Raw genomic sequence first — 23,511 nt, 5'->3', positions numbered from 1 at the left:
ACTCAGTTCCGCGGGCGGTGCCGCCAGATCCACCAGAGGCCGATGAACGGCAGCACCAGCGGGACGTAGCCGTAGCCGCTGCCGAAGCGGGACCAGACGGTGTCGTCGGGGAAGTCGCCCGCGTCGGCCACGCTCAGGATGCCGATCGTGAGCACGCCGAGCAGCTCGATGGTGCAGCTGACCAGGGCTATCAGCCGGCCGCGAACGCCGCCGACCGCGAGCCCGACGGTCGCCGAGATGTAGACCAGGCCGGCGAAGGCCGAGAGCAGGTAGGCCAGCGGGGCCTCGCTGAAGTGGGTCGTGATCTGCACGAGGGCACGGGCGCTGGCCGAGAGCGCGAAGACCCCGTACACCAGAATCAGCACGCGACCGAGGCCGCTGCCCAGAGCGGCGTCGCGCGGACGGGCTGAGGCTTCAGGCACCGGTCACCTCCGCGATCTGCTGCAGCCGCAGCACCAGGACGGGGATCACCAGGCAGGCCACCCCGAGGATGAGGCTGCCCCAGCGGGTCGGCTCGAGGCGGGCCAGATAGAGCGCCACCGGTATGAAGGCGAACGTGGTGATCAGATAGCCGACGAACGTCGCCGTGTCGGAGGGGCGCGAGTCGCCGAACAGGCTCACGACCGCGACCACGGTGAAGACCGCGATCAGCACGCTGAAGGCCGCCGCGAGCAGCAGGTCGACGCGGCTGGGGGCGCGGTTGAGGGCGGAACGCAACAGATACCACGCCGCCAGCACCAGGGCAGCGACGATGGTCACCACCGACAGAGGACCGTTCACCCGGCACAGCGTACTGATGGATCTCGGCCTGGTAGCTTGCGGCTGGGCTGATCCGCTCCGCGGCGGAAACCGAAAGTAACTAATTCAGCCAGAGAGGCAGGCAACCCTAAATGCGCTTCGGACTTTTCGGCACGGGACCCTGGGCGCATCTGACGCACGCCCCCGCTCTGGCCGCCCACCCCGACGTCGAGTTCGTCGGAATCTGGGGACGCAATCCCGACAAGGCCGCCGAGCTGGCGAGTCTGCACATCACCCAGGCGTACGCCGACCAGGACGCTCTGATCGCCGATGTCGACGCCGTGGCCTTCGCGTTGCCGCCGGACATTCAGGCCCCGCTCGCCCTGCGCGCCGCCCGGGCCGGCCGTCACCTGCTGCTCGACAAGCCGGTCGCCTTCACCGTCGAGGACGCCACCGCGATCGTCGACGCCGTGACCGAGCGCAACCTCGCCTCGGTGGTCTTCTTCACCCGCCGCCTCATGCCGCAGATCGCCGAGTTCGTCACCGACGCGGCGGCCACCGGCGGCTGGACCGAGGCCCGGGTCGATCACATCGGCTCGATCTTCACCGACGACAACCCGTTCGGCGCGTCGCCGTGGCGCAAGGAGAGCGGCGGCCTCTGGGACGTCGGCCCGCACGCGCTGGCGCTGGTGCTGCCCGTGCTGGGAGCGGTGACCGAGGTGGCCGGGCTGGCCGGGCCGCGCGACATGACCCACCTGTTGCTGCGCCACGCCGGTGGCACGATCAGCAACCTCACCCTCTCGCTCGACGCGCCGCCGGCCGCCGAGCGGGAAGACGCCCTGTTCGCCGGGGAGGCCGGCGTGCGTTCGGTGCCGCAGGCGCCCTGGGCCCCGACCGAGGCGTTCGCCCGCGCGATCGACCAGATCATCGCGGCCGCCGCCGGGGGTCCGTCACCGTCGCTGGACGTGCACTTCGGCGCCGAGGTCACCGCGATTCTGGTCGCCGCCCAGGAAGCGATCACTTCCGGTCGTACGGTGGCTCTGGGCTGACATTGAGAAAGGGCACCCATCCGCTGGTGTGGGGGCGCCGAATCCGCGTTGAATGACGGCAACGGCGAGAGGCGGACCCCTGATGGCGGAGCGCGGCACCAACCGTCGGCCCCTTTCGGCGGTCCCCGATCCGCCGTCGGCCCCCGACGGGAGCGAGCTGCTGCGCGCGGTGGCCCGGGGCGACGAGAAAGCGTTCGGCCGGCTCTACGACCTGGTGGCGCCGCGCGTCTACGGGCTGATCCGGCGGGTGCTTCGCGATCCGGCCCAGGCCGAGGAGGTCACCCAGGAAGCGCTGGTCGAGGTGTGGCGCACGGCGGCCCGCTTCGACCCGGCGCGCGGCTCGGCGACGGCGTGGATCTTCACGATCGCGCACCGGCGGGCGGTCGACCGGGTGCGCTCCGAGCAGGCCGCGACCGAACGCACGATCCGGGTCGGGGTCGCCTCGGTCGACACCCCGTACGACGCCGTCGCCGACGAGGTCTCGGGCCGGCTGGAACGTCAGCAGGTGCGCCGCTGTCTCGATGGGCTCACTGAACTGCAACGGCAGGCGGTGACGTTGGCCTATTACCAGGGCCATTCGTACCCACAGGTGGCCGAACTCCTCGGAACGCCGTTGCCGACGGTGAAGACGAGAATGCGCGACGGGTTGATCCGGTTGCGTGACTGCATGGGAACGGGGGTCTCGGCATGACCACGGAGATCCACGCCCTCGCCGGCGCCTACGTGCTCGACGCGGTGGACGACCTCGAACGCGTCTCGTTCGAGCGGCACCTGCGCGAGTGCGACGCCTGCCGGACCGAGGTCGACGAGCTGCGGGAGACGACCGCGCGCCTCGCGGACGACACCTGGTCGGTGCCGCCGCCGTGGCTCCGCGAGAGCGTGATGGCCGAGATCGGGCGTACGCGTCAGGTCTCTCCGGCTTCACCTCCCTCGTCGCCTTCCGAGGCGGCGCCCGCCCGGCGAAAGAGTTTCCGCTGGCAGCGGCTCACTGCCGCGGCCGCCGTGGTGGTCGCGGCGGTCGGGGCCGGCACGACCGTCTATGCCGTCCAGGACCAGCGCGTACGGGAGGAGCGCGCGGTCGCCCAGCAAGCGCGCGCCGAAGCCGAGCGGGCTCGGGTGATCCTCGGTTCGCCCGACGTGGTGCTGAGCCGGCAGGCCGTCTCGACCGGAGGCCGGGTCACGGTGGCCACCTCGCGCCTGCAGAACGCCGGTGTAGTGCTGCTGGACGCCGGTGCCGCACCGGCCGGCCGGGTCTACCAGTTGTGGGCGATCCGCCCCGGCAGCGCCCCGGCCTCGGCCGGCGTGCTGAACGAGGGTCAGCAGACCGATGTCGTGGTGGTCGAGGGGCTGCCCGGTGCGACCGACGTCGGGTTGACGCTCGAGCCGCCCCGGGGTTCCCGGACGCCGACCATGCCGCTGGTGGCCGACGTCAAACTCGCCTGAGCCTTGTTGCGGCCGGGTCCTCAGGGGACGGTGCGTTCGATGGCGGCGGCGCCGTCGCGCTCCAGCTCCTCGCGGGCGCGCTCGATGTTCGCCGGCGTCGGGTCGCGGCCCTCGGCGACAGCCAGGTCCTCAGGGTCCCACTGCTGGTCGGCGCCCGTGCGCACGTGGGGCTCCTCGCCTGGCTGCAGGAACTCGGGGGTGTCGCGGTCGGTCCCGCCGCCCGTGATGAACGCGTCCACCGCGACGTCGTCCTCGACGGCGTCCGCGACCTCCTGGGTCTCCTCCAACGGCGGCCGGATCTCGTCGGTCATGATGTCCTCCATCGCTTGGCTGTCTCCGTACTACCCCGTCGGCACGCCTCCTGATCCAGGTGTGGCGTGCGTCCCGGCTGAGCGGCCCCCGCCCGCGCTGACCTGGTGCTCGAAAGGGACGATCATGCTGTCCGGCGGTCAAACTGAGCGCTAACTGGACAGGACTTGCGCGTTACGGATGGACGCTTAGTAGCGGGACGAATACATTTTCGCCTTGACGTCCTTTCTCGGGGGTCCGGCGGAGACGCCGGGTTCGCCGCGATTCGGGCGGGGTGAGGGGGAAACATGACCGAGAGTCGGGGAGGGCGGTCGTGACCAGCCTGTCCGATGCCGAGCGGGACGCATGCGACGTGCTGCAGGCCCTGGCGGGCCTGGCTGCCCTGCTGCGCCGTCCCGCCGCCGACGGGCCGGGCCTCGATCCGGCCGACGACGCCCATCGCTTGCTGCTGGGGCTGGCCGAGGACGGCAGCGAGGCCGCGGCCCGGGTACTGGCCTATCTGCGCACGCAGCGCGGCGCCGGCGACGGTGACCTGGCCGCGGTCCCGATGCGGCTCGGGCCGTGGCGCGAGTGGGTGCCGCCCCGTGGTCATCTTTTCGGGCTCGCCCCCACCTCCGCGACTCCCGACGAGGTGCGGCAGCCGCGACGTTGTGACCCGGGGGAGTGAATTCGGCTTTTCGCGTGATCAGCGGGTAGTCGCGCTTCGCCGCACTTCCTCACTTGCGTGATCAGCCGGGCTTCAATGCTTGATCGCCTTGACGCACCTGCGTGATCAGCCGGGCGATCGCAGGGTCGCCGAGGGTGACTCTCCGAATCGGTCGCGGTAGGCCGAGGCGAAGCGGCCCAGATGCGCGAAGCCCCATCGGTGTGCCACGGAGGCGACGGTCAGGCGAGCCGGGTCCCCCCGCCGCAGGGCCTCGTGGGCCCGGCCGAGGCGCACCTGCTGCAGATAGTTCATCGGCGCTGTGCCCACGTGGCGGCGGAATCCCTCCTGCAACGAGCGGACGCTCATGTTCGCGACGCGGGCCAGTTCGGTCACCGTGAAGGGCCGCTCGGGCTCGTTCTGAATCGCGTCCACGACCCGGCGGATGGCGCGGGGCGGCCCGGCGCTGACCGGTCCGGTCAACTCGCCGTGATAGCGGTGCGGGAGGCTCAGCAGCAGGCCGGTGAGCACGGTGCTGCGGACCTGCTCGGCCATCAGCGGCTCGTAGAAGAGGCTGTCGCAGAACTCGAGCTCGTCGCAGAGCAACCTGATCAGGCGACTCCAGCTGCACCCCGGACCGGTGGAAAGGTCCACCTCGGGGGGGAGGTCCAGAGGTCCCTCGATCGGGCGACCCAGCAGGCCGGACAGCTCCTCCTCGAGGGCCTTGCGTTCGACCTTGACCGCCAGCTCGGCCGAATTCGCCTCGCGCGACGTGTAGACCGGGCTGCCGGGACCGAAGATGACACCGGTGGCCGGGCCGGCGACGACCTCGCGGCCGGCGTGCCGGGCCCGCAGGAAACCCTGGGTCGGCATGCTCACGTGATAGGCGTCGAGCTCGGCGACCAGCAGCGTCACCGGGCTGGAAAAGCTCAATTGTCCGACCGTTAGGGGTCCGAGTTGGATCACTCCGACGCCAAGCCGGAAGTCACCCGCGTCCTCCGGCGTCCCCACCGCCACCGGGTAGTAGAAACGATTTAGCACAGAGCGTGCTTCCTCGATATCTACCCCGCTGAACGGGACTACTTCTGGCATTTCGGAGAACGCGGGGCCGGACCTCGGGGAGATGTCAACCATGCCGAAGTGGGCTCCATCGCATACGGTGAGTATTCGACCCCGGCACGTGGAACGTCAACGTACCCGCCGAGCACTGACCGTTCCAGCACATTCAGGCCATATGAACTACTCTGGCGTTCCGCGCCTACGTGGCGTAACTTGCAGACCAGCGGATTGTTGAAGGAACGCGGTTGGAGAGCGGCGCCTGGGCGAGGCGTCCGACGCTCACCGAGGTCACGAGAAGGTGTTCAGTGACCAGGCGTGCGTCCTCCGCGCGGCAAGTTGGCGTGAGTCATCCTCGACGCCAGGAAGAGGGCAGCCGTGTATCTGCCGATCACCACGCGCCAGTTGGCTGATGGCACCGTTGAGATCGCGCCCAGTGGTGAGATCGATCTGGACAACGCCCACGTGATGCGGGACGCCGTCAACGACGTGCTGACCAGCTCCACGCCGGGCAAGATCTGCCTCGACCTGCAGCGCGTAATGCTGATCGACAGCATCGGCATCGGCATTCTCGTCGCGTGCTTCCACACCGCGGCGGCCAGCGGCATCAAGCTGGTGGTGAGCCACCCGAGCCCGACGGTCTACCGCCAGCTCTGGGTGTCGGGCCTGGTCGGGCTGCTGGGCTGCGCCGAGCCACCCTCGCCGCGCACGTCGGTGGGCCTGCGCCCGTCCTGACCCGCGCTTTCCTGCGGGGCTGCGTTCTTGTGAGGCTGCGGTCTTGTAAGGCTGCGGTCTTGCGGGGCGACATTCTTTGCGGGGCACGTGCCCTTGAGGGCGTGCTGCTCGCAGTGGGTCGCGCGGGCGCTGCTTGAATCGGGCGCATGACGGTTCTGCGCTCGATCGCCCTGTTCGTGCTGGCCGCCTTCGCCGAGATCGGCGGGGCGTGGCTGGTCTGGCAGGGCGTGCGCGAACATCGGGGCCTGCTCTTCGTGGGCGCCGGGGTGCTCGCGCTGGGCGCCTACGGCTTCGTCGCGACCCTGCAGCCCGACTCGCACTTCGGACGCATCCTCGCCGCTTACGGCGGCGTCTTCGTGGCGGGCTCGCTGGCCTGGGCCGTGATCGTCGACGGCTTCCGCCCCGACCGCTACGACATCGCCGGCGCCCTGCTCTGCCTGGCCGGCGTGGCCGTCATCATGTACGCCCCTCGCAGCGCCTGACGAGCCGTCACTCCCCGCCTACGCCCTCGCCGCGCCGGACGAGCCGCCATTCCCCGCCTGCGCCCCTCTAGCCACCCCACCCACCCGGGGTGTGGGGGCGACCGTACGCCCATCGGGCCGCGGAGCGCTGAAGTTATCCACAGACGAAACCGGGCCGTCCCGATTGGGGACGACCCGGTCCTGTTCCGCCGGGCGAGCCGGCTTCAAGTGCTCAGTGCAGCGGGATTCCGGTTGCCGCGGCTTCCTCTTCCTGGGCCCGGCGCTCCTCGCCGCTCAGCGTCGAGAGCGGCTTCTCCTTGATGAAGAGCACCGCGATCACGGCTGCGAAGGCGATCGGCGCGCCGATGAGGAACAGTTCCGCCGTCGCGTTGCCGTAGATGTCCTTCACGGCGTCGAGCACCTGCGGGGGCAGCGTGCTGATGTCCGGCACGTCCGCCGTCCCGCCGCCGCCCGCCGCGGCCCCGAACTTCTCGGCGAAGCCCGAGGTCACCTTGCTGGCCAGCACGGCGCCCAGGGCGCTCACCCCGATCGCGCCACCCATGCTGCGGAAGAACGTCAGCGTCGACGTCGCCGCGCCCAGTTCCGCCGCGGGAACGTCGTTCTGGGCGGCCAGCACCAGGTTCTGCATGAGCATGCCGACGCCGATGCCCAGCACCGCCATGAAGATCGAGATGGTCAGGATCGCCGTGGTCGCGCCGATCGTGCTCAGCAGGAGCATGCCGACTGTCATGACGGCCGCACCGATGACCAGGTAAATCTTCCACTTGCCGAATTTCGTGATGAGAGCTCCGGCGACGATGGAGGAGACGAGCAGACCGAAAATCATCGGCAGGCTCAGCAGGCCGGCGACCGTCGGGGACTTACCGAGCGCAACCTGGAAGTACTGCGACAGGAACACCGTGCCGCCGAAGAGCGCCACGCCGACCAGCACGCTGGCCACGATCGCCAGGGTGACGGTGCGGTTGCGGAAGATGCGCAGCGGGATGATCGGCTCGTCGGCGCGGGACTCGACCCACACCGCCAGCGCCAGCAGCAGCACGCCACCGGCCACGAAGAGCGCGGTCTCCCACGACGCCCACGCGAAGTGCTGCCCCGCGAGGGTCGACCAGATCAGCAGCGTGCTGACACCGGCGGTGATCAGGAAAGCACCCAGCCAGTCGATCTTCACGCCGGGGCGGCGTACGGAAGGAAGGTGGAGGGTCTTCTGGAGGAGGAAGATCGCGGCGAGCGAGAACGGGACGCCGATGAAGAAGCACCAGCGCCAGCCGAGCCACGACGTGTCGACCATGACGCCGCCGATCAGCGGGCCGGCGATCGTGGCGAGACCGAAGACGGCGCCGAACAGGCCGGAGTAGCGGCCCATCTCGCGCGGCGGGATGATCGCGGCCATCACGATGGTGGCCAGCGCGGTCATGCCGCCCGCGCCGATGCCCTGCACGACGCGGCTGACGATGAGGACGCCGACGTCGGGGGTGAAGCCGGCGATCAGCGAGCCGGCCACGAAGAGCAGCAGCGAGATCTGGATCAGCAGCTTCTTGTTGTAGAGGTCGGCCAGCTTGCCCCAGAGCGGGACGGTGGCCGTCATCGCCAGCAGCTCGGTGGTGACGATCCAGGTGTAGACGGACTGGCTGCCGTGCAGATCGGCGATGATCCGGGGCAGCGCGTTGGAGACGATGGTCGACGCGAGGATCGACACGAACATGCCGAGCATCAGGCCGGAGAGGGCCTGAACGACCTCGCGGCGCGACATCCGGCCGGAATCGCCGTTCGCCGCGACGGCCTGGTCGACCGCTTCCGCCGTGACCGGTACACCGCCGAGGGCGACGGCGTCCTCGGCGACCGTCGCCTCCGCCTGGAGGACCGGTTCCGGTCGGTCGGACGGACTGGTGAGTGTCATTTACTGACTTCCTCGTGAGTAGGTGCTGGTGCGGCGAGGCCGACGGCGAGCACGTCGAAGGCCTCGCGGACGAGGTCGTGGAGGTCGGTGTCGCCCGAGGTGGCCCAGCGCATCATGGCGGTGCGGAAGGCGGCGCCGACGAGCGAGGCGACCAGGTGGGGGAAGAGGCTGTCGGCGGGCAGGCCGGTGCGGGCGGCGACGGCGGCGATCGTCTCCTCCTCGGCGCACTCCCCGCGCGCGACGAGCAGGGGCAGCAGCGACGGATTGTTCTTGATCACCCGCAGCCGGCGGAGCCAGAAGTCGCGCTCGGCCTGGACCTCCCGGATGTCGGCGCTCATCGCCTCAAGAAGAGCCGGGACAAGAGCCACTTCAGCCGGTACGGCCAGCAGGCGCTCGCGCATCGAAGGGCCGGTGGGGAGAGGGCCGCCGAGCACGGCGTCGTCCTTGGTGGCGAAGTAGTTGAAGAACGTACGCGGGGAGACGTCGACCGCCTCGCTGATGGCCTCGACGGTCACGCCGTCGAGACCGCGCTCGTCCACCAGGCGCAGAGCGGCCGCCATGAGCGCCGCACGCGTCTGCTGCTTCTTACGATCCCGGCGATTCGGCGCGGTGGCCGAGATCGTTTTGCTCGCTGTCCCGACCACGCGGAGCACGCTAGACGCGAAGTTGCACAACGTGCAAACTTTTATCGAGTGCAGTGATGCTCGTTACCTCGCGCGAAAAGCGTCACGAGAAGCGCAGGAACTCGCAGCAGCGCTCCCAGACCAGGTCGGTCGCGAAACGATCGTGGCCGGGCAGGCCCTCGTCCATCCAGAGGTGGCCCACGGCCAGGTAACGATAGACCTCGAAGATCGCGTCGGCCGCGGTCATCCCCTCGATCCAGCGCGCGACGTCGGCGGCCGGCACGAACCCCGGGTCGGGGTCGGCGATGTGCAACTGGGCCCGCAGCCCCGGCCGGACCTGCGGCGTCGCGGCCGGCGCGCCGGAGAACAGCAGCAAACCGGCGGTGTTGGGGCGCTCGGGCAGCAGTGCGTCGGCCACGCCCGCGCCCATCGAGAAGCCGGCCAGCACCGTACGAGGTGGCATGTCGCGCAGCGCCGCGCGGGCCCGGCTGACGATCTCGTCCCACCCGACCCGGCCGGCCAGGGCCGCGCCCTCCTCGACCGAGTCGGCGGCGGGATGGCCGTAGAGATCGGGAGTGACGACGGTGTGCCCGGCCGAGCGCAGCCGCTCGGCCGCGATCAGGACGGCCGGTCGCAAGCCGTAGAGGGAGTGGAAGATCGTGACCGACGCCATAGGGGCAATGGTGCCGGACGCGTGGACCCGGCGCGGAAGGACTGCCGCGCAGCTCACAACGCTAGCCTGGCTCGCGCCGTCCGATCTTGAGAAGCAGGCCCTCAGGCGTACGGACGTGGAGTTGCTCGCCGAAGTCGCGGTCGGCGCCGACCTCGCCGACCGGGATGCCGGCCCGGTGGAGCTGGGACTCGAGCTCGGCCAGGGGCATCGCCGCGTCGAACGTGAGCTCGAGCGTGTCTTCGCCGCGGTCGCGGTCGGGCGGGCGGGTCAGCAGGCCGATCTGGACCGTGCCGAGCTGCATGAGCACCCAGTCGCTGTCGCCGTGGATGACCTCGCCGCCGAGCTGCTGGTAGAACGCGATCGACGCGGCCAGGTCGCTCACGTGCAGCATCGGACGGAGCAGCAGCGCCGGATCGTTTCGGGTCGTCGTCATGGCTGCCTCCCTCTCATCGCCGCCCGGTGCTCAACGACTCAGTCGTTGAGCTGGGTGTGCTCTATCTCGCGCAGAGCGGCGGTCAGCAGCCCCTGCGGCGGCTGAGCCCCGAGCAGGTCGGCCAGGAGCAGGGCGGCGTGCAGGGCCAGCTCGGCGGGCTTGGGCGCGGGTGTCGCCTCTTCGTCGAGCACGCCGAGGGCCGCGGCCAGCAGGTAGAGCACGACCTGGGGATCGACGTCGGGGCGCCACGCGGCAGCGGCCCGCACGGATTTCGCGAGCACCTCGCGGACGGCGTCGGCGTCGAGGCCGTCGGGGTGGGCGCGCTCGAGCAGCAGGCGGACGGCCGTGCCGACGATCAGGCCGGTCTGCGCCGGGTCGAGGGCGGCCAGGCCGGCGGTCGCGGCGTCGAGCGCGTCGCTGTCGTGGGCCTGGGCCGCGAGCACCGCCGCCGACGCCGCCGCCGCGATCGGCCGGGCGGGGGCCGGCAGGTGCCGCCAGTCGTGATTCATGGGCAGACGATAGCGACGACCGCCGACAACAACTGAAAATGTCGGTGGGTGCTGGCAGGGTGGAGCCATGTCGAGTCAGCTCTGGCAAGCGATGACCGCGCGGGTCGAGCGCGGTGACTTCCCCGGCCTCGTGGGTGTGGTGGCGCGCGGCGACGACGAGGTGGTGCACGCGGTCGGCGTCACCGCGTTCGGCGGCGACGTGCCGATGCGCCGCGACACCCCGTTCCGCATCACCTCGATGACCAAGCCGGTGCTGGCCGCCGTCACGCTGATGCTCGCCGAGGACGACGTGCTCGACCTCGAGGAGCCGGTGGCCACGTTCCTGCCCGAGCTGGCCGGTCAGCGCGTACTGGCCCGCCCCGACGCCCCGCTCGGCGACACGGTCCCGGCCGTCCGCCCGGTCACGGTGGAAGACCTGTTGACCTTCACCCTCGGCTTCGGCATCGTGCTCGGGCCCGACCACGAGACCGACCCGCCCTATCCGATCGTCCAGGCCTGGCGCGACCTCGACCTGCGCCTGGCCGAGCCCGAGCCACGCACCCGGCTCGGCCCCGACGACTGGATCCAGCGCTTCGGCTCGCTGCCACTGATCCACCAGCCGGGCGAGACCTGGATGTACAACGTCGGCACCCGCGTCCTCGGCGTGCTGCTCGCCCGCGCCACCGACTCGACGCTGGGCGACCTGCTGCACGATCGCGTCTTCGCCCCGCTCGGCATGCGTTCCACCGGCTTCTCGCTGCCCGCCGACCGGGTCGCCGAGATCCCGCTCCACTATCAGACCGACAGCTCGACCGGCATGCTGATCCGGTCCGAGATCGAACCGCGCGAGGTGTGGAGCACGCCGCCGGCTTTCCCGAACGGCTCCGGCGGCCTGCTGTCCACCGCCGACGACTATCTGGCGTTCACCCGCATGCTGCTCAACGGCGGCGTCCACGGCGGCACGAGGCTGCTCTCCGAGAAGTCGGTCGCCGCCATGACCAGCAACCACCTCACCCCCGAGCAGATCGAGAGCGGCGGCTTCTTCCTCAGCGGCTCCGGCTGGGGCTACGGGCTCGGCGTCACGGTCAAGGCCGACGAGGTGGGCGGCCCGGGTCGCTACGGCTGGTCGGGCGGCTTCGGCACCGACTGGTTCACCGACCCGCGCGAGGGCCTGATCTTCATCGTGCTGAGCCAGGTCAGCGACCTGTTGTGGAGCGGTGCGCTCACCGAGTTCGGCAAACTGGCGTACGAAGAGAATTTGTAGGGTGGAGGGCGGCCCCGGCCAACCGCTGGGCGGGGCGGCCTGGGGAGGCTCGATGACCAGTCTCGACGCGGTGACGGCATGGGTCGGCAACTACCGCAAGGCGTGGGAGTCCAACGATCCGCGGCAGATCGCCGGCCTGTTCGCCGAGGACGCGGCCTATTTCACCGAGCCGTTCGCGAAACCGTGGCTCGGCCGCGACGCGATCGTCGAACAGTGGTTGAAGATCAAGGACGACCCGGGGAGTACGACGTTCGAGTGGCACCCGTTGATCGTCACCGAGGACTTGGCGATCATCGAGGCCACGACGACATATCCGAAGGACACCTACAGCAATTTGTGGGTCCTGCGGCTCGACAATTCCGGGCAGGCGCGCCAGTTCACCGAATGGTGGATGAAGCAGCCTCGCAATAAATGATCAACCATGAGGATTGTTCAGGGCGGTGGCTAGCGGCACGGTGCGGGTCTAGGCAGGCCCTGAATAGCCCTCAGTCGCGGCAACCGGCAGGGTCAGCCGTGATCGGGCGCAGTGGACGGTGTGGTCCTGCGGCCAGAGCGTGTGCGCCTCGGCCGGGGCGCCGGGGGTACCCAGATTGCGGGCGAACCGGGGGAACGAGCCGCCCGAGATCTGCAGCCGCAGGCGGTGACCGGCCGCGAGGCGGTGGAAGCACGGGTCGAGGGTGAGCGTCAGGTGCTGCACCTCGCCGACGGGCACGGCGGGGTCGAGCCGCAGCATCCGGTCGGCGAAGTTGCGCGAGCGGCCGTGCGAGTCGACGTCGCAGAGCCGCACGAAGACGTCGGCGTGCGCCGGGTCGACGGCGACGGCCAGGTCGAGCACCGGCGTGCCGATCACGTCGACCGCCGTGGGCAGCGGGTCGGTCGTGAAGACCAGCACGTCGGGCCGGGCCTCCAGCGATCTGTTGTCCTTGACGCCCATCGAGCCGGTGAGCGTGCGGCCGCCGGCGGTCGGCGTCGGGTCGGCGGGGTCGTACCGGAAGGACAGCGTCTCGTCTCCGGCGCTGAGCGGTTGCGCAGCCGCCTGGTCGGCCCGTGGCGACGACGCGGGCTCGGCGGGCGGAGGGGTCGCGGACAGCGTCAGCGAATGATCGGCGTGGAGCTGGAAGACGGCGGGGGCCGAGGGCGGAGGCCAGGCAGCCATCCTGTGCCAGCGGCGTTCGCCGGTGCGGAAGACCCGGACGGGGGAGGTGCGGGCCGGCGGGCCGTCGGCCATGTGCTGGTCGAGCCAGGCGAGACTCTCACGGGCCACGACCGCGGCGCCCTGCAAGCCGATCTGCAGGTGCGTCCACGGGCCCACGGTCAGGCCCACCTCGACACCGCGAGCACGCAAGGCCTCGTACTGCTGAAGGGTCTGATCGAGGAAAAGGTCCTGCCAGCCGCTGATCAGCAAGACCGGAACGTCGACGCGGCTCAGCGCCTCGCCCGCCCGATAGGGCGCCCACCAGGGATCGTCGCCGTCGGGGTGGGAGAGCCATTCGCGATACCAGGGTGCGCGGCCTTGCAGCACCGGGTCGGCCGCGTCCGGCAGCGGCACACCGCCGAGGGCCGGGCGAAGCCGTCGCTGCGCCGACATGCCGCTGGCCGCCCGCCGGAGCAGCCCGCCGTCCTCCTGATGGGCGATCATGTCGCTCCAGCCGAGGAAGTCGCCGACCGTGAACGCGCCGGTGCCGAAGACCGCTTCGCGGAAATCGTGTGGAGCGACATAAACCACCGCTGTCCGCAATTCGGGCGGCGGGTCCTGCAGCATGGTCCACTGTGCCCAACCCAGATAGGACGCGCCCAGCGTGGCCAGCCGTCCGTCGAACCACGGCTGTTCCCGCAGCCAGACGACGGTGTCGTGGCCGTCGGCGGTCTCCTGCGCCATCGGCTCGAAGCGGCCGCCCGACCCGAACGTGCCGCGCACGCTCTGGATCACCACGTGGTAGCCGCGCGCCGCGAACAGCCGCCCGTTCAGCGCCGACGACGGAAAGCCGCGGCCGTACGGCGTACGGATCAGAACTGTGCCCCGGGGGCGGGGTGTGACCGGCGTGAAGTGGTCGCCCAGCAGCACGACCCCGTCACGCATGCGCGTGTGCACCGTCGCGACCGTGTAGTCGTTCACCGCCGGCGCCTGTCGCAGGAGCCGGCCGAGCGCGGCGTCCGCCAGTCGTTGCCGCATCGAGTTGGCCATTCCACTCCTTGATCAATTCAGGGCAGCCGGAAAGTGAATCCCGGAAACGATATGTCGATCACGGTGAAATGCGAAAGCGAACGAAATTCGAGCCTTGTTCGGATGTGCGATTTCGCGGCCGGAAGGGCAGACTGCCACGGGTGAAGGTTCGGCAGGCGCTCGACGGTCGCTACCAATTGCTGGACGAACTCGGCACCGGTGGGATGGCCGTGGTGTGGCGCGCCCGCGACGAGGTGCTGGGTCGCTCGGTCGCGGTCAAAGTGCTGGCCGGCCGCTTCGCCGGTGACCCGCAGTCGCGCGCCCGCATCCGCGACGAGGCCCGCGCGGCCGCCACCCTCTCGCATCCGAACATCGCCCAGGTCTACGACTACGGCGAGGCCGAGGAGGACGGCGTCCCGCTGCCCTATGTCGTGATGGAACTGGTCAACGGCCCGACGCTGCAGCAGCGGGTCGCGGCCGGGCCGCTGCCGCCCCGTACGATCTTCCGCATCTGCGGCGAGGTGGCCGCCGGCCTGGCCGCCGCCCATGAGGACGGGCTGGTCCACCGCGACATCAAGATGGCGAACATCATGGTCACCCCGACGGGCGTCAAGGTCGTCGATTTCGGCATCGCCGCCGCGGCCGGTCCCGCCGACCCCGAGGACAGGCTGGTCGGCACGCCCGCCTATCTGGCGCCCGAGCGTCTCACCGGCGACGCGGTGGTGCCCGCCTCCGACGTCTACGCCCTCGGCGTGCTGCTCTATCGGCTGCTGGCCCACGAGTCGCCGTGGAGTGTCGAGAGCACGACCCAGATGCTCGAGGCCCATGTGTACGTCGACCCGCAGCCACTGCCCGATCTGCCGGGCGTGCCCGGTGCGGTCGCCGACCTGATCGACCGCTGCCTGCTGAAAGATCCCGGCGACCGTCCGTCCGCGAGCGAGGTGTCGGCCACGCTGGGTGACGCCGCCGAGGCCGCGCCCGCGCGGGTTGAGACCGAGCCGCCGCGTTATGGCGCGCGGCCGAACGATCCTCCGCTCGTCGCGGCAGCCGGCCCGACCCGCGTCGGCAACGACTCACCGCGGCTGGGGCCGCAGCACAACTCGGCCTGGCCGACCACGGTGATCGACCGTCCGGGCCCCGCGCCTTCGGTGCACCGGGGCGGCCCGGCCCACGTACGCCGGAAATATCTTTTGGCCGGTGGTCTCGCCGCCGTCGTGGTCGCTGCCCTGGTGGGTTGGCTCGTGGCCGCCGACCCCGGGGCGGAGCACCGGCGCCCGTCGGCCGGCGCGCCCACCACCGCCGGACCGTCCGCCCCCGGCGCCTCCGTCAAGCCCTCAGCCGACGTCGTGGGCCGCACCGGAGCCCTGCCCACCGTCGCGGGCCTCCCCGGCCGCGGGACGACCAACGGTAACGGCGCCGTCCCGTCGACCACACGCTCCGCAGCGCCATTGGTGTCACCGACCGTGAGCCGTCCCGCCGAACCCACCACGACGACCGACCCGCCACCGGCGCAGTCGGCACCGCCGCCGGGCAAACGACTCGAGTCGCCCGGCGGGTCCGTCCTGGCCACCTGTGCACAGGGAAAGGCGTCGCTGGTCGCGCTCGAACCCGCGCAAGGCTTCACGGCCCAGCCGATCGAGCCGGGGCCGGCGTTCACGGCGAGGGTCCTCTTCAACAGCCCCACCGCGAAATACCGGATGGCTGTGACCTGCGTGGGGGACACGCCGACGCCGGTCGTGCTGCCGCTCTGACCGCCGGCGCCGCCGATGCGATCCAGGGCACCCTCCCGGTTATCCACGACAACACCCGGGTAGCACACACCCTGGGCATGAGCCCGACCGGAAGGGGAAGCGACATGGCTGACGAACACCTGCACACCGAGGCGGCCGAGGGCCACCGCGACCGCCGTTTCCACGGCGGCACCCCCGCACACATCGACGACGACGAGCTGGCCCGCCGCACCGCGACAGAACGCGCCGACGCCGGCCTGACCGACTACGACCCAGCCGACGTCCCGGCCGCGACCGACGACCCGGTCCCGTTCGACGCCGAGGCCGACACCGACGAGCAGGACATCGAAAGTGTCACCGCGCGCCAGGAGGCCGAGGGCGAGAACATTCCCCTCAGCAAGGACAATCCGTTCCCACCCACCCGCTACGCCGAATAGCCTTCCCGCCAGGCGGCTTCGGCCGCCTGGCGTTGAGCGGTCCGCCGAGTCAGCCGGTAGGCATGTCGACGACAAGGCCGGCGCCTGAGGCCGCCTCGGCCAGCCGTCTGTCATAGGTCACGAACGAGGTCAGCCGATTCCGACCTCGGAGGCGCAGCCCGGTGGCCAGATGGATGGCGTCCAGACTGCGCACGGTAGGTGGGGCGACCGTCTGGGCGAGGATGCGAATCCTGGAATCGATCTCGACCCGGACGATGAGATCAAGCAACGCATGAAACTGATCGATAACCGCGGGCATGTCAGCGGGCACGGTGGCTCGCACCAACGCGCGGTACGTCTCGATCTCCACGAGACTCGAGCTGACCCACTCGATCGCCGAACGCTCCACCAGGAAGTCCCGCAGGGCAGCGGAGCCGGCTTCCGCATGAACGAGCTTGACCGCAGCCGCCGAGTCCAAATAGATCACTGCGCTTAACCCTCGCGCTCGCGAACGATGTCGTCAGCGAGGTTGGCCCCATCCGGCTCCGACATAGGCCGACGCAGGAACGCGCGCTTCATCTCGGCCAGCCGCTCGCGGCGCAAGGCCGCCTCCAACAGGGCTTGGCGAATCGCCATGAGGTGAGCGCGTCGGCGGACGGGCTCGGTCGGTCGCAACCCGGTTGCACCAGAGCGGGCACCCGCACCGCTACCGGTGAGGCGCAGATTATGCGTTGTACAGAGACCGGCGTTCATCTGGCCAGCGGGCCAACGGGGCGGTCGGGTCTACCGAGAAAGGCAAACCCGGTGCAAGCCGGGGACGCAAAGTCACGGGACCGTCAGGTCAGCCGGACTGCCGAAAGAGAGCAGAAACCCATGAACCTCCTATCGATCAAGCTTCTCGGATCACTGGCCGTGGCCGGCATGGTCGCCGCCGGCGGCACCGCTTTCACCGCGTCCGGCGTAGATCTGGGCGTCGTTAGCAGCTCGCAGGTCGTCGGCGTCGGCTCAGTGGAACAGACCGTTACCGGTGCCACCGTGGAATCCATCGTCTACGGCACCACGGGTGGTTTGGTCGACAACGTCACCGTGACGTTCGTGGACCCGCTCCAGGCCGGTGCCATCGTCACACTCAACGATGATCTCACTGCTCCCGTGTCGCTTGCAGCCCCACTAAACGCCCCGACCAGCAGTGATGATATTTACAGCTTCGGTCTGACAACCCCGACCGCCACCCTGGCATCGATCAGCATCGTGATCTCCAGCTGACGGTTCCTGACGCACATCACTCTGGTGCCGGTTCGCCCTTTCGGGGCGGGCCGGCATCTGGGCTTTGGTAGCGTCGGCCTGGGGTGGGCATGCGCCGCAGACTGTGGCTGGTGGTGACCGTGGTCCTGGTCGGGGCCATGGTCCTCGGCGGCTGGGCCGCACTGACCCACCGGATCTCCTACGTCGTCACCAACGGCGTCAGCATGCAGCCCGTCTACCACGCCGGTGACCTCGTGGTCGTGGCGCGCTCGTCCTCGTACCATCGTGGTCAGATCGTGGCCTACCACGGCGGGGGCGTCACCATCCTGCACCGCATCATCGGCGGTGATGGGGCCGGATTCACCACCAAGGGCGACAACAACCAGTCCACCGATCCCGGGCGCCCGACGGCGGCGGATCTGTTGGGGCGCGCCGTCCTGCACATCCCGGCCGGCGGCATCTGGCTGCGGCGGCTGACCAGCCCGCCGGTGCTCGCCGGCGCTGCGTTCATGTTGGTGCTGGGCTCCGGCACCGCCGTGCGGCGCCGCAGACGACGGAGGCTACGCATGGCCGGCACGAACATCGAGCCGCCCGCGGCGCCAGGCATGACGGCGGTCCTGGCCGCCCTGCGCTCGCCGCGGCTGCGCGTCACCGCGCTCCTTCTTGCCGCCCTCGGCCTGCCCGGTGCCGTGCTCGGCGTTGCGGCGTGGACCCGGCCGCCGTCGCTGTCCATGCCCGCGCCGCAGCCGCCGGCCCGCGCGGTGACCTTCTCCTACGCGACCACGGTCGCACCCACACCGGCCTACGACGGCACCGTCATCACCTCGCCGGAGCCGGTGTTCCGCACGGTGGCCAACGACGTCGCGGTCACCTACGCCTACACCGGGCCACCCGGCCAGATCTCCGTGGAAGCCCGGCTGTCCAACGCCGGCGGCTGGCATTCCACCGTCCCGCTCTCCCCCGAACGATCCTTCTCCGGCACCGCCGACACCGGCACCGTGCACCTGGACCTGGACGCACTCCAGGCGCGGGCCGACACCGGCGCCGCGGCGGCCGGGATGGGCGCGGGCGAGGTGGAGGTGGCCGTTGTGGCGCGCGTTGCCACCGCGACCGGGACGCCGTTCACCCCCACGCTGAAACTCAAGCTCACCCCGGCAGTGCTGACCGTCGCCGACGGCAGCCTCGTCGTGACGGACCCCGCCCCGAAGCCAGCCCGCATCGTCGCCGTGCAGAGCCTTGGCGTCGGCGGCCGCGATCTCGTCCGGGTCTCCACCGCCCGCGCCGTCTCGGCCGCGCTGCTGCTGGGCTCCCTGCTGGCCATCGGCTTCCTGGTCGCCGCCTGGCGCTACCGCCCGGTCGCCGAGGAGGAGGACATCCGGCGGCGCTACCGTCCGTTGCTGGTCGAGGTGACGCCGACAGCGCCCCCGGCCGCCCGTCAGGTCGTGCGGGTCACCGAGTTCCGCACGCTGGTCCGCCTGGCCGAGCGGTACAGCCTGCTCATCACGCACTGGCGCACCGAGGACTCCACCATGTTCTCGGTGCAGGACGAATCGTCCACCTACTGGTACGCCACCGGCTCCGGGGGTGACACCTGGCCGGAGCCGAGCACCACGGTGGCCGCGCCGACGGCTCAACCGGTGGTTGCTCGGGCCGGCAAGGACGCACCCGACCCGTCCCATTGGGAGCTGTCCATGCCCGAGGCCAAGGACGATCTGACCGACCTGGCCAACGGGTCGCTGTTTCAGGAGGAGGTCCGGTTTGCGATCGACACGACCGGCGGCACCCGGCTATGCCTGATGCTCATGGACCTGGACGGGTTCACCGCTGTCAACGACGAGCACGGGTCAGCGATCGGTGACGCGGTGCTGATCGAGGTCGCCGAGCGGCTGCGGCGGGCGGTGCGCCCCCGCGATCTGGTTGCCCGGCTGGAGGCCGACAACTTCGGGATCCTGTTCGAACATGTCGGACGCGCCGCTGTCGACGGCATCGCCAAACGCATTCTGCGCATCGTCAACGAGGCCATGTCGATTGACGGCCGTCCGATCAGCGTGCAGGCGAGCCTGGGTATCGCGCAGTCCGACGCCGACCAGGACGCCGCCACGCTGATCGAGCACGCCGAGGTCGCCCTGGTCGCGGCAAGGGCCACGGCGCTGGCCCACGTGGCGTGGTTCGCCGGCAACACCGAGCCCGAATCCCCGTGAATTGCGTTCCGCGCTGTTTTCGGTGAAGCCGGTTGGTGTTGCTTTGCGGCGATTTAGGGTGTATTCGTGGCAATTATGCCTTGGATCGTGGCCGGCAGCACGGTGCTGCAGGACATCACCTCGAACTGGCGCCCGTACTGCGCGTGCGAGGACCACCAGCCTCGCATTCGCAGACTCTCGCCGGGCTGCGCACCCAGCAACGCCCCGACCACGGTCATCAGGTCCGATCCTCGGACGGTCGCCACCCGGGCCACCGTGTAGCCGGTCTCCTCGTTCACATATGTCAACCGTTCCAGCACCGCTTCCAGGACCTGCGGTGCCGGCCGGGACGAAACACCCGCCGCCACGACGCCTATCCTGCCCCGGCGCCTCGAGCAGGACGTAGGCCGGTAATGCCCATTCCGGAGCAGCAGTGCCAACGTGGCTTCGGCTAGTAAAGCTGAATCAAGGTGCTGGGCTATGGAGATGACCAGCGACGACACCGATTGGGGATCCGGGGCTTTGCCCCAACGGTGTGGGGTCTGGGGCTCGGGCCCCAGGTAAGTTCAGTGTGCCCCCGGCAGGATTCGAACCTGCGCTTTCGCCTCCGGAGGGCGACGCTCTATCCCCTGAGCTACGGGGGCTCAGTGGTTTCAGAGCCTAGCAGGACGCCGACGGCGCTCGCCAACCGGTATCGGTTGGCAAGCGGTCACGCGGGCCGGAGTTCTTTGAGCATGGAGTCGATCAGGCCTAGTTCGCTCTGTTGGCCTCGGACCATCGTTGCGGCGAGCCAGTCGATGTTTTTGTCGTCGGTGCGGTCGAGGGCTTCTTGGGCCATGTGGATGCCGCCCAGGTGGTGGGCCCTCATCAGGGTGAGGAACTGGACGTCGAGGTCGTTGCCGGTGGCTTTGCGCAGGGTGGCCAGTTGTTCGGGGGTGGCCATGCCGGGCATGAGGCCGTTGACGACTGAGCCGGCCGAGTCGGGCATCCAGGCCATTGGGGGCTGGGAGCCGGTGGGGCTCAGGTTCCAGTCGCGTAGCCAGGCCTGCATGTAGCCGATCTGGCCGTGCTGGGTGAGGGCGATGTCGCCTGCCAGGGTGACGATGCGCGGGTTCGCCGAGTTGGCGTGGGCGATCATCGACATTTCGACGGCTTGGGCGTGGTGGGTCGACATGTCGCGCAGGAAGCCGGCTTCGACGGAGTTGTCGCCGGGGTGGGTGAGGCGCGGGATGAGCAGGCCGGCGGCCACGCCGAGGACGAGGCCGAGCACCAGGGCGGCGACGGCGAGCCAGGGCTGGCCGCGCCGGGCCGTGGTGTCACCGGCCGGGGCGGCGACCGGAGCCGCCGCTCCCGGGTCGGTGGAGATGGGCATCAGCTTCCGGTGCCTGTCATGCCGGGGGTCGCGCCGGCCGCCTGGACCGGGCCGGTGGTGGTGTTGCCGCTGGAGCAGGCCGCGTTGGGTTCGAGCGTCGCAACCAGACGGGTGTCCTTGATGAACTGGTCGATGCGGGAGTCGTTCACGTCGTCGGTCTTGAGCTGGTAGCCCCAGACCTGGACGGACACGTTCTTGTCGAGCCCGGCGTAGGGCGACATGAGCATGTATTCCTTGCCCTGGACCTTCTGCTTGAGCACTTCGACCTGGTCGGCGGCGAGGCCCTGCTTGTAGGTGACCCAGACGGCGCCGTGCTCGAGGCTGTGCACCGCGTGCTCGTTGGCGATGGGCTGGTCGTAGACGTCGCCCATGCAGTTCTGCCAGGCGCTGTTGTGGGCGCCGCCGACGGGCGGGCTGGTCACGTATTGCAGCGGGCCCTGCTTGTGGTCCTGGGCCATGATCGCCGCGTTGTTCTGGGCGCGGTAGTTGACCACGCCCTGGATGTCGGCGACCTTGTCTTCCCAGCCGCGGGAGCCCTGGACGGCGTAGACGACGCCGACGCCGATGATGACGGCGGCGACCGCGATGACAGCACCGGCCACCGCGATGGGGCCCCAGTTGCGGCCGCCGGACGCCTTGACCGGAGTGATCGGCTTGCGGCCCTTGCCTCCGCCCTTGCCGGCCGGGCCCTTGCCTGCGGGCTTCTTTCCCGGCGCGCCGGGGCGGGAGCCGCCGGTGGGCGGCTTGCCCTGACCGGTGGTCTTGCCGACCTTGACGGAGGACGGGACCCGTTCGGGACCCGGCGTGCTCATACTCATCGTGCCTCGTCGATTCTCGCTGGAGAGGGAGGGCGGGGCTCGGGTGGCCGCCGAGCGGTGAAGTCTACCCCCGATAGCATGGTTGGGTGACTCCCGCCAAGCTTGCTGCCACCGTTCTCTCAGCCGCTCGTGCCGTGTTCGAGACCCGCGGGCTCGACGTGTCGGCCCTGCCCGAGACGACGACGATGGAGCGCCCCCGCAACCCCGAGCACGGTGACTACGCGTCCACGCTGGCGCTACAGCTCGGTAAGAAGGCGGGCGTGGCACCGCGCGAGCTGGCCGCGGCCCTCGCCGAGGAGCTGAGCCGGCAGCCGGGCATCAAGTCGGTCGAGATCGCCGGTCCGGGCTTCCTGAACATTCGGCTCGACGCGGCCGCGGCGGGCGTGCTGGCGCGTGACATCGTGCAGGCCGGCGAGGCGTACGGGCACACCGAAGAGCTGGCGGGCGAGCGGATCAACCTCGAGTTCGTCTCGGCCAACCCGACGGGCCCGGTGCACATCGGCGGCGTGCGGTGGGCCGCGGTCGGTGACGCGCTGTCCCGCCTGCTGCGGGCGGCCGGCGCCACGGTCGGCACGGAGTACTACTTCAACGACGCCGGGTCCCAGATCGACCGGTTTGCGAAGTCGCTGCTGGCCGGCGCGAAGGGCGAACCCGCCCCCGAGGACGGTTACGGTGGCGCCTACATCGCCGAGATCGCCGCCGCGGTCGTCGCCGCGGCCCCCGACGTGCTGAAGCTCGGCGAGGCCGAGCAGCTCGAGACGTTCCGGCGGGTCGGCGTCGACCTCATGTTCGCCGAGATCAAGCAGTCGCTGACCGAGTTCGGCGTGCACTTCGACACCTACTTCAACGAGAAGGACCTGCACGAGAGCGGCGCGCTCGACCAGGCGCTCGAGCGGCTGCGCGAGCAGGGCCACATCTTCGAGGCCGACGGCGCGACCTGGCTGCGGACGACCGAGTTCGGCGACGACAAAGACCGGGTGCTGCGCAAGTCCGACGGTGACTGGACCTACTTCGCCGCCGACTGCGCTTACTACCTGAACAAGCGCCGGCGCGGCTTCGACCGGATCGTGATCATGTTGGGCGCCGACCACCACGGCTACATCGGCCGTATGAAGGCGATGGCGGCCTGCTTCGGCGACGACCCGAAGGTGAACCTCGAGATTCTGATCGGCCAGCTGGTCAACCTGGTGCGCGACGGCCAGCCCGTGCGGATGAGCAAGCGGGCCGGCACGGTGGTCACCCTCGAGGACATCGTCGAGGCGATCGGGGTCGACGCAACGCGGTACGCGCTTGCCCGGTTTTCCTCGGACTCCCCGATCGACATCGACATCGAGGAATGGACGCGGGCGACCAAGGACAACAAGGTCTACTACGTGCAGTACTGCGCCGCCCGTACGGCGGGGGTGGCCCGGCAGGCCGCCGAGCTCGGCGTGGTCCGGGGCGATCCCGCGAGCTTCCACCCTGAGCTGCTCAGCCATGAGAAGGAGAACGACCTGCTCAAGGCGCTCGGCGAGTTCCCTGACGTGGTTGTCCGGTCGGCCGAGCTGCGCGAGCCGCACCACGTCGCGCGCTATCTGGAGGACCTGGCCGGCGCCTACCACCGGTTCTACGACAACTGCCGGGTGACGCCGCAGGGCGACGAGAAGGTCACCGACACCCATCGCGCCCGGCTGTGGCTCAACGACGCCACTCGTCAGGTGATTGTCAACGGGTTGGGCCTGCTCGGCGTCTCGGCGCCCGAAAGGATGTAGGG

At 70.1% G+C, this 23,511-nt stretch carries 26 protein-coding genes, 1 tRNA gene, 1 pseudogene and 1 riboswitch; of the genes and pseudogenes, 13 read left to right on the top strand and 15 right to left on the bottom strand.

The window, feature by feature from the left end; genetic code table 11:
* Positions 1-2: 2 nt before the first annotated feature.
* Positions 3-422, bottom strand: a complete 420-nt coding sequence (locus EER30_RS02105) for a hypothetical protein (protein WP_127497692.1) — start codon at positions 420-422, stop codon at positions 3-5.
* On the bottom strand, positions 415-780 hold the full coding sequence (locus tag EER30_RS02100) for a hypothetical protein (protein WP_127497690.1): 366 nt from the start codon (positions 778-780) through the stop codon (positions 415-417). Before EER30_RS02100 ends, EER30_RS02105 begins: the two co-directional genes overlap by 8 nt.
* 110 nt (positions 781-890) lie before the next feature.
* On the opposite strand from EER30_RS02100, the gene EER30_RS02095 reads away from it, so the two are divergent.
* The 3 genes from EER30_RS02095 to EER30_RS02085 all read left to right on the top strand — a co-directional run bounded on the left by EER30_RS02095 (position 891) and on the right by EER30_RS02085 (position 3,230).
* A complete protein-coding gene (locus tag EER30_RS02095; RefSeq protein WP_127497688.1) occupies positions 891-1,787 on the top strand; it encodes a Gfo/Idh/MocA family protein in 897 nt (298 codons plus the stop codon).
* Positions 1,788-1,869: 82 nt separating this feature from the next.
* Positions 1,870-2,478, top strand: coding sequence for a sigma-70 family RNA polymerase sigma factor (locus EER30_RS02090; RefSeq protein ID WP_127497686.1), 609 nt, complete (start codon positions 1,870-1,872; stop codon positions 2,476-2,478).
* The gene (locus tag EER30_RS02085; protein ID WP_127497684.1) at positions 2,475-3,230 is read left to right on the top strand and encodes an anti-sigma factor; all 756 of its coding nucleotides are present in this window, start codon (positions 2,475-2,477) and stop codon (positions 3,228-3,230) included. The genes EER30_RS02090 and EER30_RS02085 overlap by 4 nt, the downstream gene beginning before the upstream one ends.
* A gap of 20 nt (positions 3,231-3,250) precedes the next feature.
* Here the strand turns inward: EER30_RS02085 and EER30_RS02080 are convergent, their stop codons facing one another.
* Positions 3,251-3,541, bottom strand: coding sequence for a hypothetical protein (locus EER30_RS02080; RefSeq protein WP_127497682.1), 291 nt, complete (start codon positions 3,539-3,541; stop codon positions 3,251-3,253).
* 311 nt (positions 3,542-3,852) lie between these two features.
* Between EER30_RS02080 and EER30_RS02075 the strand changes: the two genes are divergently transcribed.
* Positions 3,853-4,206 carry a hypothetical protein gene (locus EER30_RS02075; RefSeq protein WP_240669709.1) on the top strand — a complete coding sequence of 118 codons (354 nt, stop codon included), beginning with the start codon at positions 3,853-3,855 and terminating at the stop codon, positions 4,204-4,206.
* Between the two features lie 105 nt (positions 4,207-4,311).
* Here EER30_RS02075 and EER30_RS02070 read toward each other — a convergent pair whose 3' ends face one another.
* On the bottom strand, positions 4,312-5,274 hold the full coding sequence (locus tag EER30_RS02070; protein WP_240669708.1) for an AraC family transcriptional regulator: 963 nt from the start codon (positions 5,272-5,274) through the stop codon (positions 4,312-4,314).
* A 342-nt stretch (positions 5,275-5,616) separates the two neighbouring features.
* Here EER30_RS02070 and EER30_RS02065 point away from each other — a divergent pair, with 342 nt between their 5' ends.
* Together EER30_RS02065 and EER30_RS02060 are read left to right on the top strand one after the other, a co-directional pair.
* Positions 5,617-5,973: an STAS domain-containing protein gene (locus EER30_RS02065; protein ID WP_127497678.1), complete on the top strand. Its 357-nt coding sequence runs from the start codon at positions 5,617-5,619 to the stop codon at positions 5,971-5,973.
* Positions 5,974-6,119: 146 nt separating this feature from the next.
* On the top strand, positions 6,120-6,455 hold the full coding sequence (locus EER30_RS02060; RefSeq protein ID WP_127497676.1) for a YnfA family protein: 336 nt from the start codon (positions 6,120-6,122) through the stop codon (positions 6,453-6,455).
* Positions 6,456-6,666: 211 nt separating this feature from the next.
* Here EER30_RS02060 and EER30_RS02055 read toward each other — a convergent pair whose 3' ends face one another.
* From EER30_RS02055 to EER30_RS02035, 5 genes are all read right to left on the bottom strand, one after another.
* Positions 6,667-8,352, bottom strand: a complete 1,686-nt coding sequence (locus tag EER30_RS02055; RefSeq protein WP_240669707.1) for an MDR family MFS transporter — start codon at positions 8,350-8,352, stop codon at positions 6,667-6,669.
* Positions 8,349-8,996, bottom strand: a complete 648-nt coding sequence (locus tag EER30_RS02050) for an acyl-CoA-like ligand-binding transcription factor (RefSeq protein ID WP_240669706.1) — start codon at positions 8,994-8,996, stop codon at positions 8,349-8,351. The genes EER30_RS02055 and EER30_RS02050 overlap by 4 nt, the downstream gene beginning before the upstream one ends.
* 82 nt (positions 8,997-9,078) lie before the next feature.
* A complete protein-coding gene (locus EER30_RS02045; protein ID WP_127497674.1) occupies positions 9,079-9,648 on the bottom strand; it encodes a dienelactone hydrolase family protein in 570 nt (189 codons plus the stop codon).
* 61 nt (positions 9,649-9,709) lie between these two features.
* Positions 9,710-10,081, bottom strand: a complete 372-nt coding sequence (locus EER30_RS02040) for a VOC family protein (RefSeq protein ID WP_127497672.1) — start codon at positions 10,079-10,081, stop codon at positions 9,710-9,712.
* A 38-nt stretch (positions 10,082-10,119) separates the two neighbouring features.
* A complete protein-coding gene (locus tag EER30_RS02035; RefSeq protein ID WP_127497670.1) occupies positions 10,120-10,590 on the bottom strand; it encodes a hypothetical protein in 471 nt (156 codons plus the stop codon).
* Between the two features lie 67 nt (positions 10,591-10,657).
* Between EER30_RS02035 and EER30_RS02030 the strand changes: the two genes are divergently transcribed.
* Together EER30_RS02030 and EER30_RS02025 are read left to right on the top strand one after the other, a co-directional pair.
* The gene (locus EER30_RS02030; RefSeq protein WP_127497669.1) at positions 10,658-11,833 is read left to right on the top strand and encodes a serine hydrolase domain-containing protein; all 1,176 of its coding nucleotides are present in this window, start codon (positions 10,658-10,660) and stop codon (positions 11,831-11,833) included.
* 52 nt (positions 11,834-11,885) lie between these two features.
* Positions 11,886-12,248, top strand: a complete 363-nt coding sequence (locus EER30_RS02025) for a YybH family protein (protein ID WP_127497667.1) — start codon at positions 11,886-11,888, stop codon at positions 12,246-12,248.
* A 48-nt stretch (positions 12,249-12,296) separates the two neighbouring features.
* Here EER30_RS02025 and EER30_RS02020 read toward each other — a convergent pair whose 3' ends face one another.
* On the bottom strand, positions 12,297-14,018 hold the full coding sequence (locus EER30_RS02020; RefSeq protein ID WP_127497665.1) for a CocE/NonD family hydrolase: 1,722 nt from the start codon (positions 14,016-14,018) through the stop codon (positions 12,297-12,299).
* 140 nt (positions 14,019-14,158) lie between these two features.
* On the opposite strand from EER30_RS02020, the gene EER30_RS49555 reads away from it, so the two are divergent.
* Positions 14,159-15,748: a serine/threonine-protein kinase gene (locus EER30_RS49555; protein ID WP_284699585.1), complete on the top strand. Its 1,590-nt coding sequence runs from the start codon at positions 14,159-14,161 to the stop codon at positions 15,746-15,748.
* A 104-nt stretch (positions 15,749-15,852) separates the two neighbouring features.
* Positions 15,853-16,164 carry a hypothetical protein gene (locus tag EER30_RS02010; protein ID WP_164842202.1) on the top strand — a complete coding sequence of 104 codons (312 nt, stop codon included), beginning with the start codon at positions 15,853-15,855 and terminating at the stop codon, positions 16,162-16,164.
* A gap of 49 nt (positions 16,165-16,213) precedes the next feature.
* On the opposite strand, the gene EER30_RS02005 is transcribed toward EER30_RS02010, so the two are convergent.
* Positions 16,214-16,630: a type II toxin-antitoxin system VapC family toxin gene (locus EER30_RS02005; protein ID WP_127497659.1), complete on the bottom strand. Its 417-nt coding sequence runs from the start codon at positions 16,628-16,630 to the stop codon at positions 16,214-16,216.
* 297 nt (positions 16,631-16,927) lie between these two features.
* Positions 16,928-17,001, top strand: a riboswitch (cyclic di-GMP riboswitch).
* Between the two features lie 15 nt (positions 17,002-17,016).
* Here EER30_RS02005 and EER30_RS02000 point away from each other — a divergent pair.
* Together EER30_RS02000 and EER30_RS01995 are read left to right on the top strand one after the other, a co-directional pair.
* On the top strand, positions 17,017-17,409 hold the full coding sequence (locus EER30_RS02000; RefSeq protein WP_127497653.1) for a hypothetical protein: 393 nt from the start codon (positions 17,017-17,019) through the stop codon (positions 17,407-17,409).
* 89 nt (positions 17,410-17,498) lie between these two features.
* Positions 17,499-19,589 carry a signal peptidase I gene (locus tag EER30_RS01995; RefSeq protein WP_127497651.1) on the top strand — a complete coding sequence of 697 codons (2,091 nt, stop codon included), beginning with the start codon at positions 17,499-17,501 and terminating at the stop codon, positions 19,587-19,589.
* A gap of 74 nt (positions 19,590-19,663) precedes the next feature.
* Here the strand turns inward: EER30_RS01995 and EER30_RS01990 are convergent.
* The 4 genes and pseudogenes from EER30_RS01990 to EER30_RS01975 form a co-directional block, all read right to left on the bottom strand.
* Positions 19,664-19,936: pseudogene (locus EER30_RS01990) on the bottom strand (YrrC family ATP-dependent DNA helicase); the annotation flags it as partial.
* 204 nt (positions 19,937-20,140) lie between these two features.
* Positions 20,141-20,212 (bottom strand) — tRNA-Arg (locus EER30_RS01985).
* Between the two features lie 65 nt (positions 20,213-20,277).
* Positions 20,278-20,940: a DUF305 domain-containing protein gene (locus EER30_RS01980; protein WP_127497649.1), complete on the bottom strand. Its 663-nt coding sequence runs from the start codon at positions 20,938-20,940 to the stop codon at positions 20,278-20,280.
* Positions 20,940-21,758 (bottom strand): thioredoxin-like domain-containing protein, encoded by an 819-nt coding sequence (locus tag EER30_RS01975; protein WP_127497647.1) that lies wholly within the window; start codon positions 21,756-21,758, stop codon positions 20,940-20,942. Before EER30_RS01975 ends, EER30_RS01980 begins: the two co-directional genes overlap by 1 nt.
* Before the next feature lie 86 nt (positions 21,759-21,844).
* Between EER30_RS01975 and argS the strand changes: the two genes are divergently transcribed.
* Entirely contained in the window at positions 21,845-23,509 is a 1,665-nt protein-coding gene (gene argS / locus EER30_RS01970; protein ID WP_127497646.1) for an arginine--tRNA ligase, read from the top strand.
* Positions 23,510-23,511 lie beyond the last annotated feature (2 nt).

The sequence above is a fragment of the Actinoplanes solisilvae genome, from assembly GCF_003999975.1.
Taxonomy (GTDB): domain Bacteria; phylum Actinomycetota; class Actinomycetes; order Mycobacteriales; family Micromonosporaceae; genus Actinoplanes; species Actinoplanes solisilvae.
Note: the sequence above shows the minus strand (reverse complement) of the source record. Positions and strands in the feature narration are given on the sequence as shown.

Coding starts and splice junctions, on each gene's coding strand:
- EER30_RS02040 (WP_127497672.1), bottom strand. CDS start 10,081: ATGACGACGACCCGAAACGATCCGGCGCTGCTGCTCCGTCCGATGCTG.
- EER30_RS02085 (WP_127497684.1), top strand. CDS start 2,475: ATGACCACGGAGATCCACGCCCTCGCCGGCGCCTACGTGCTCGACGCG.
- EER30_RS02020 (WP_127497665.1), bottom strand. CDS start 14,018: ATGGCCAACTCGATGCGGCAACGACTGGCGGACGCCGCGCTCGGCCGG.
- EER30_RS01980 (WP_127497649.1), bottom strand. CDS start 20,940: ATGCCCATCTCCACCGACCCGGGAGCGGCGGCTCCGGTCGCCGCCCCG.
- EER30_RS02055 (WP_240669707.1), bottom strand. CDS start 8,352: ATGACACTCACCAGTCCGTCCGACCGACCGGAACCGGTCCTCCAGGCG.
- EER30_RS02035 (WP_127497670.1), bottom strand. CDS start 10,590: ATGAATCACGACTGGCGGCACCTGCCGGCCCCCGCCCGGCCGATCGCG.
- EER30_RS02090 (WP_127497686.1), top strand. CDS start 1,870: ATGGCGGAGCGCGGCACCAACCGTCGGCCCCTTTCGGCGGTCCCCGAT.
- EER30_RS02045 (WP_127497674.1), bottom strand. CDS start 9,648: ATGGCGTCGGTCACGATCTTCCACTCCCTCTACGGCTTGCGACCGGCC.
- EER30_RS02010 (WP_164842202.1), top strand. CDS start 15,853: ATGGCTGACGAACACCTGCACACCGAGGCGGCCGAGGGCCACCGCGAC.
- EER30_RS02000 (WP_127497653.1), top strand. CDS start 17,017: ATGAACCTCCTATCGATCAAGCTTCTCGGATCACTGGCCGTGGCCGGC.
- EER30_RS02095 (WP_127497688.1), top strand. CDS start 891: ATGCGCTTCGGACTTTTCGGCACGGGACCCTGGGCGCATCTGACGCAC.
- EER30_RS02080 (WP_127497682.1), bottom strand. CDS start 3,541: ATGACCGACGAGATCCGGCCGCCGTTGGAGGAGACCCAGGAGGTCGCG.
- EER30_RS02060 (WP_127497676.1), top strand. CDS start 6,120: ATGACGGTTCTGCGCTCGATCGCCCTGTTCGTGCTGGCCGCCTTCGCC.
- EER30_RS02025 (WP_127497667.1), top strand. CDS start 11,886: ATGACCAGTCTCGACGCGGTGACGGCATGGGTCGGCAACTACCGCAAG.
- EER30_RS01975 (WP_127497647.1), bottom strand. CDS start 21,758: ATGAGTATGAGCACGCCGGGTCCCGAACGGGTCCCGTCCTCCGTCAAG.
- EER30_RS02030 (WP_127497669.1), top strand. CDS start 10,658: ATGTCGAGTCAGCTCTGGCAAGCGATGACCGCGCGGGTCGAGCGCGGT.
- EER30_RS02070 (WP_240669708.1), bottom strand. CDS start 5,274: ATGCCAGAAGTAGTCCCGTTCAGCGGGGTAGATATCGAGGAAGCACGC.
- EER30_RS01995 (WP_127497651.1), top strand. CDS start 17,499: ATGCGCCGCAGACTGTGGCTGGTGGTGACCGTGGTCCTGGTCGGGGCC.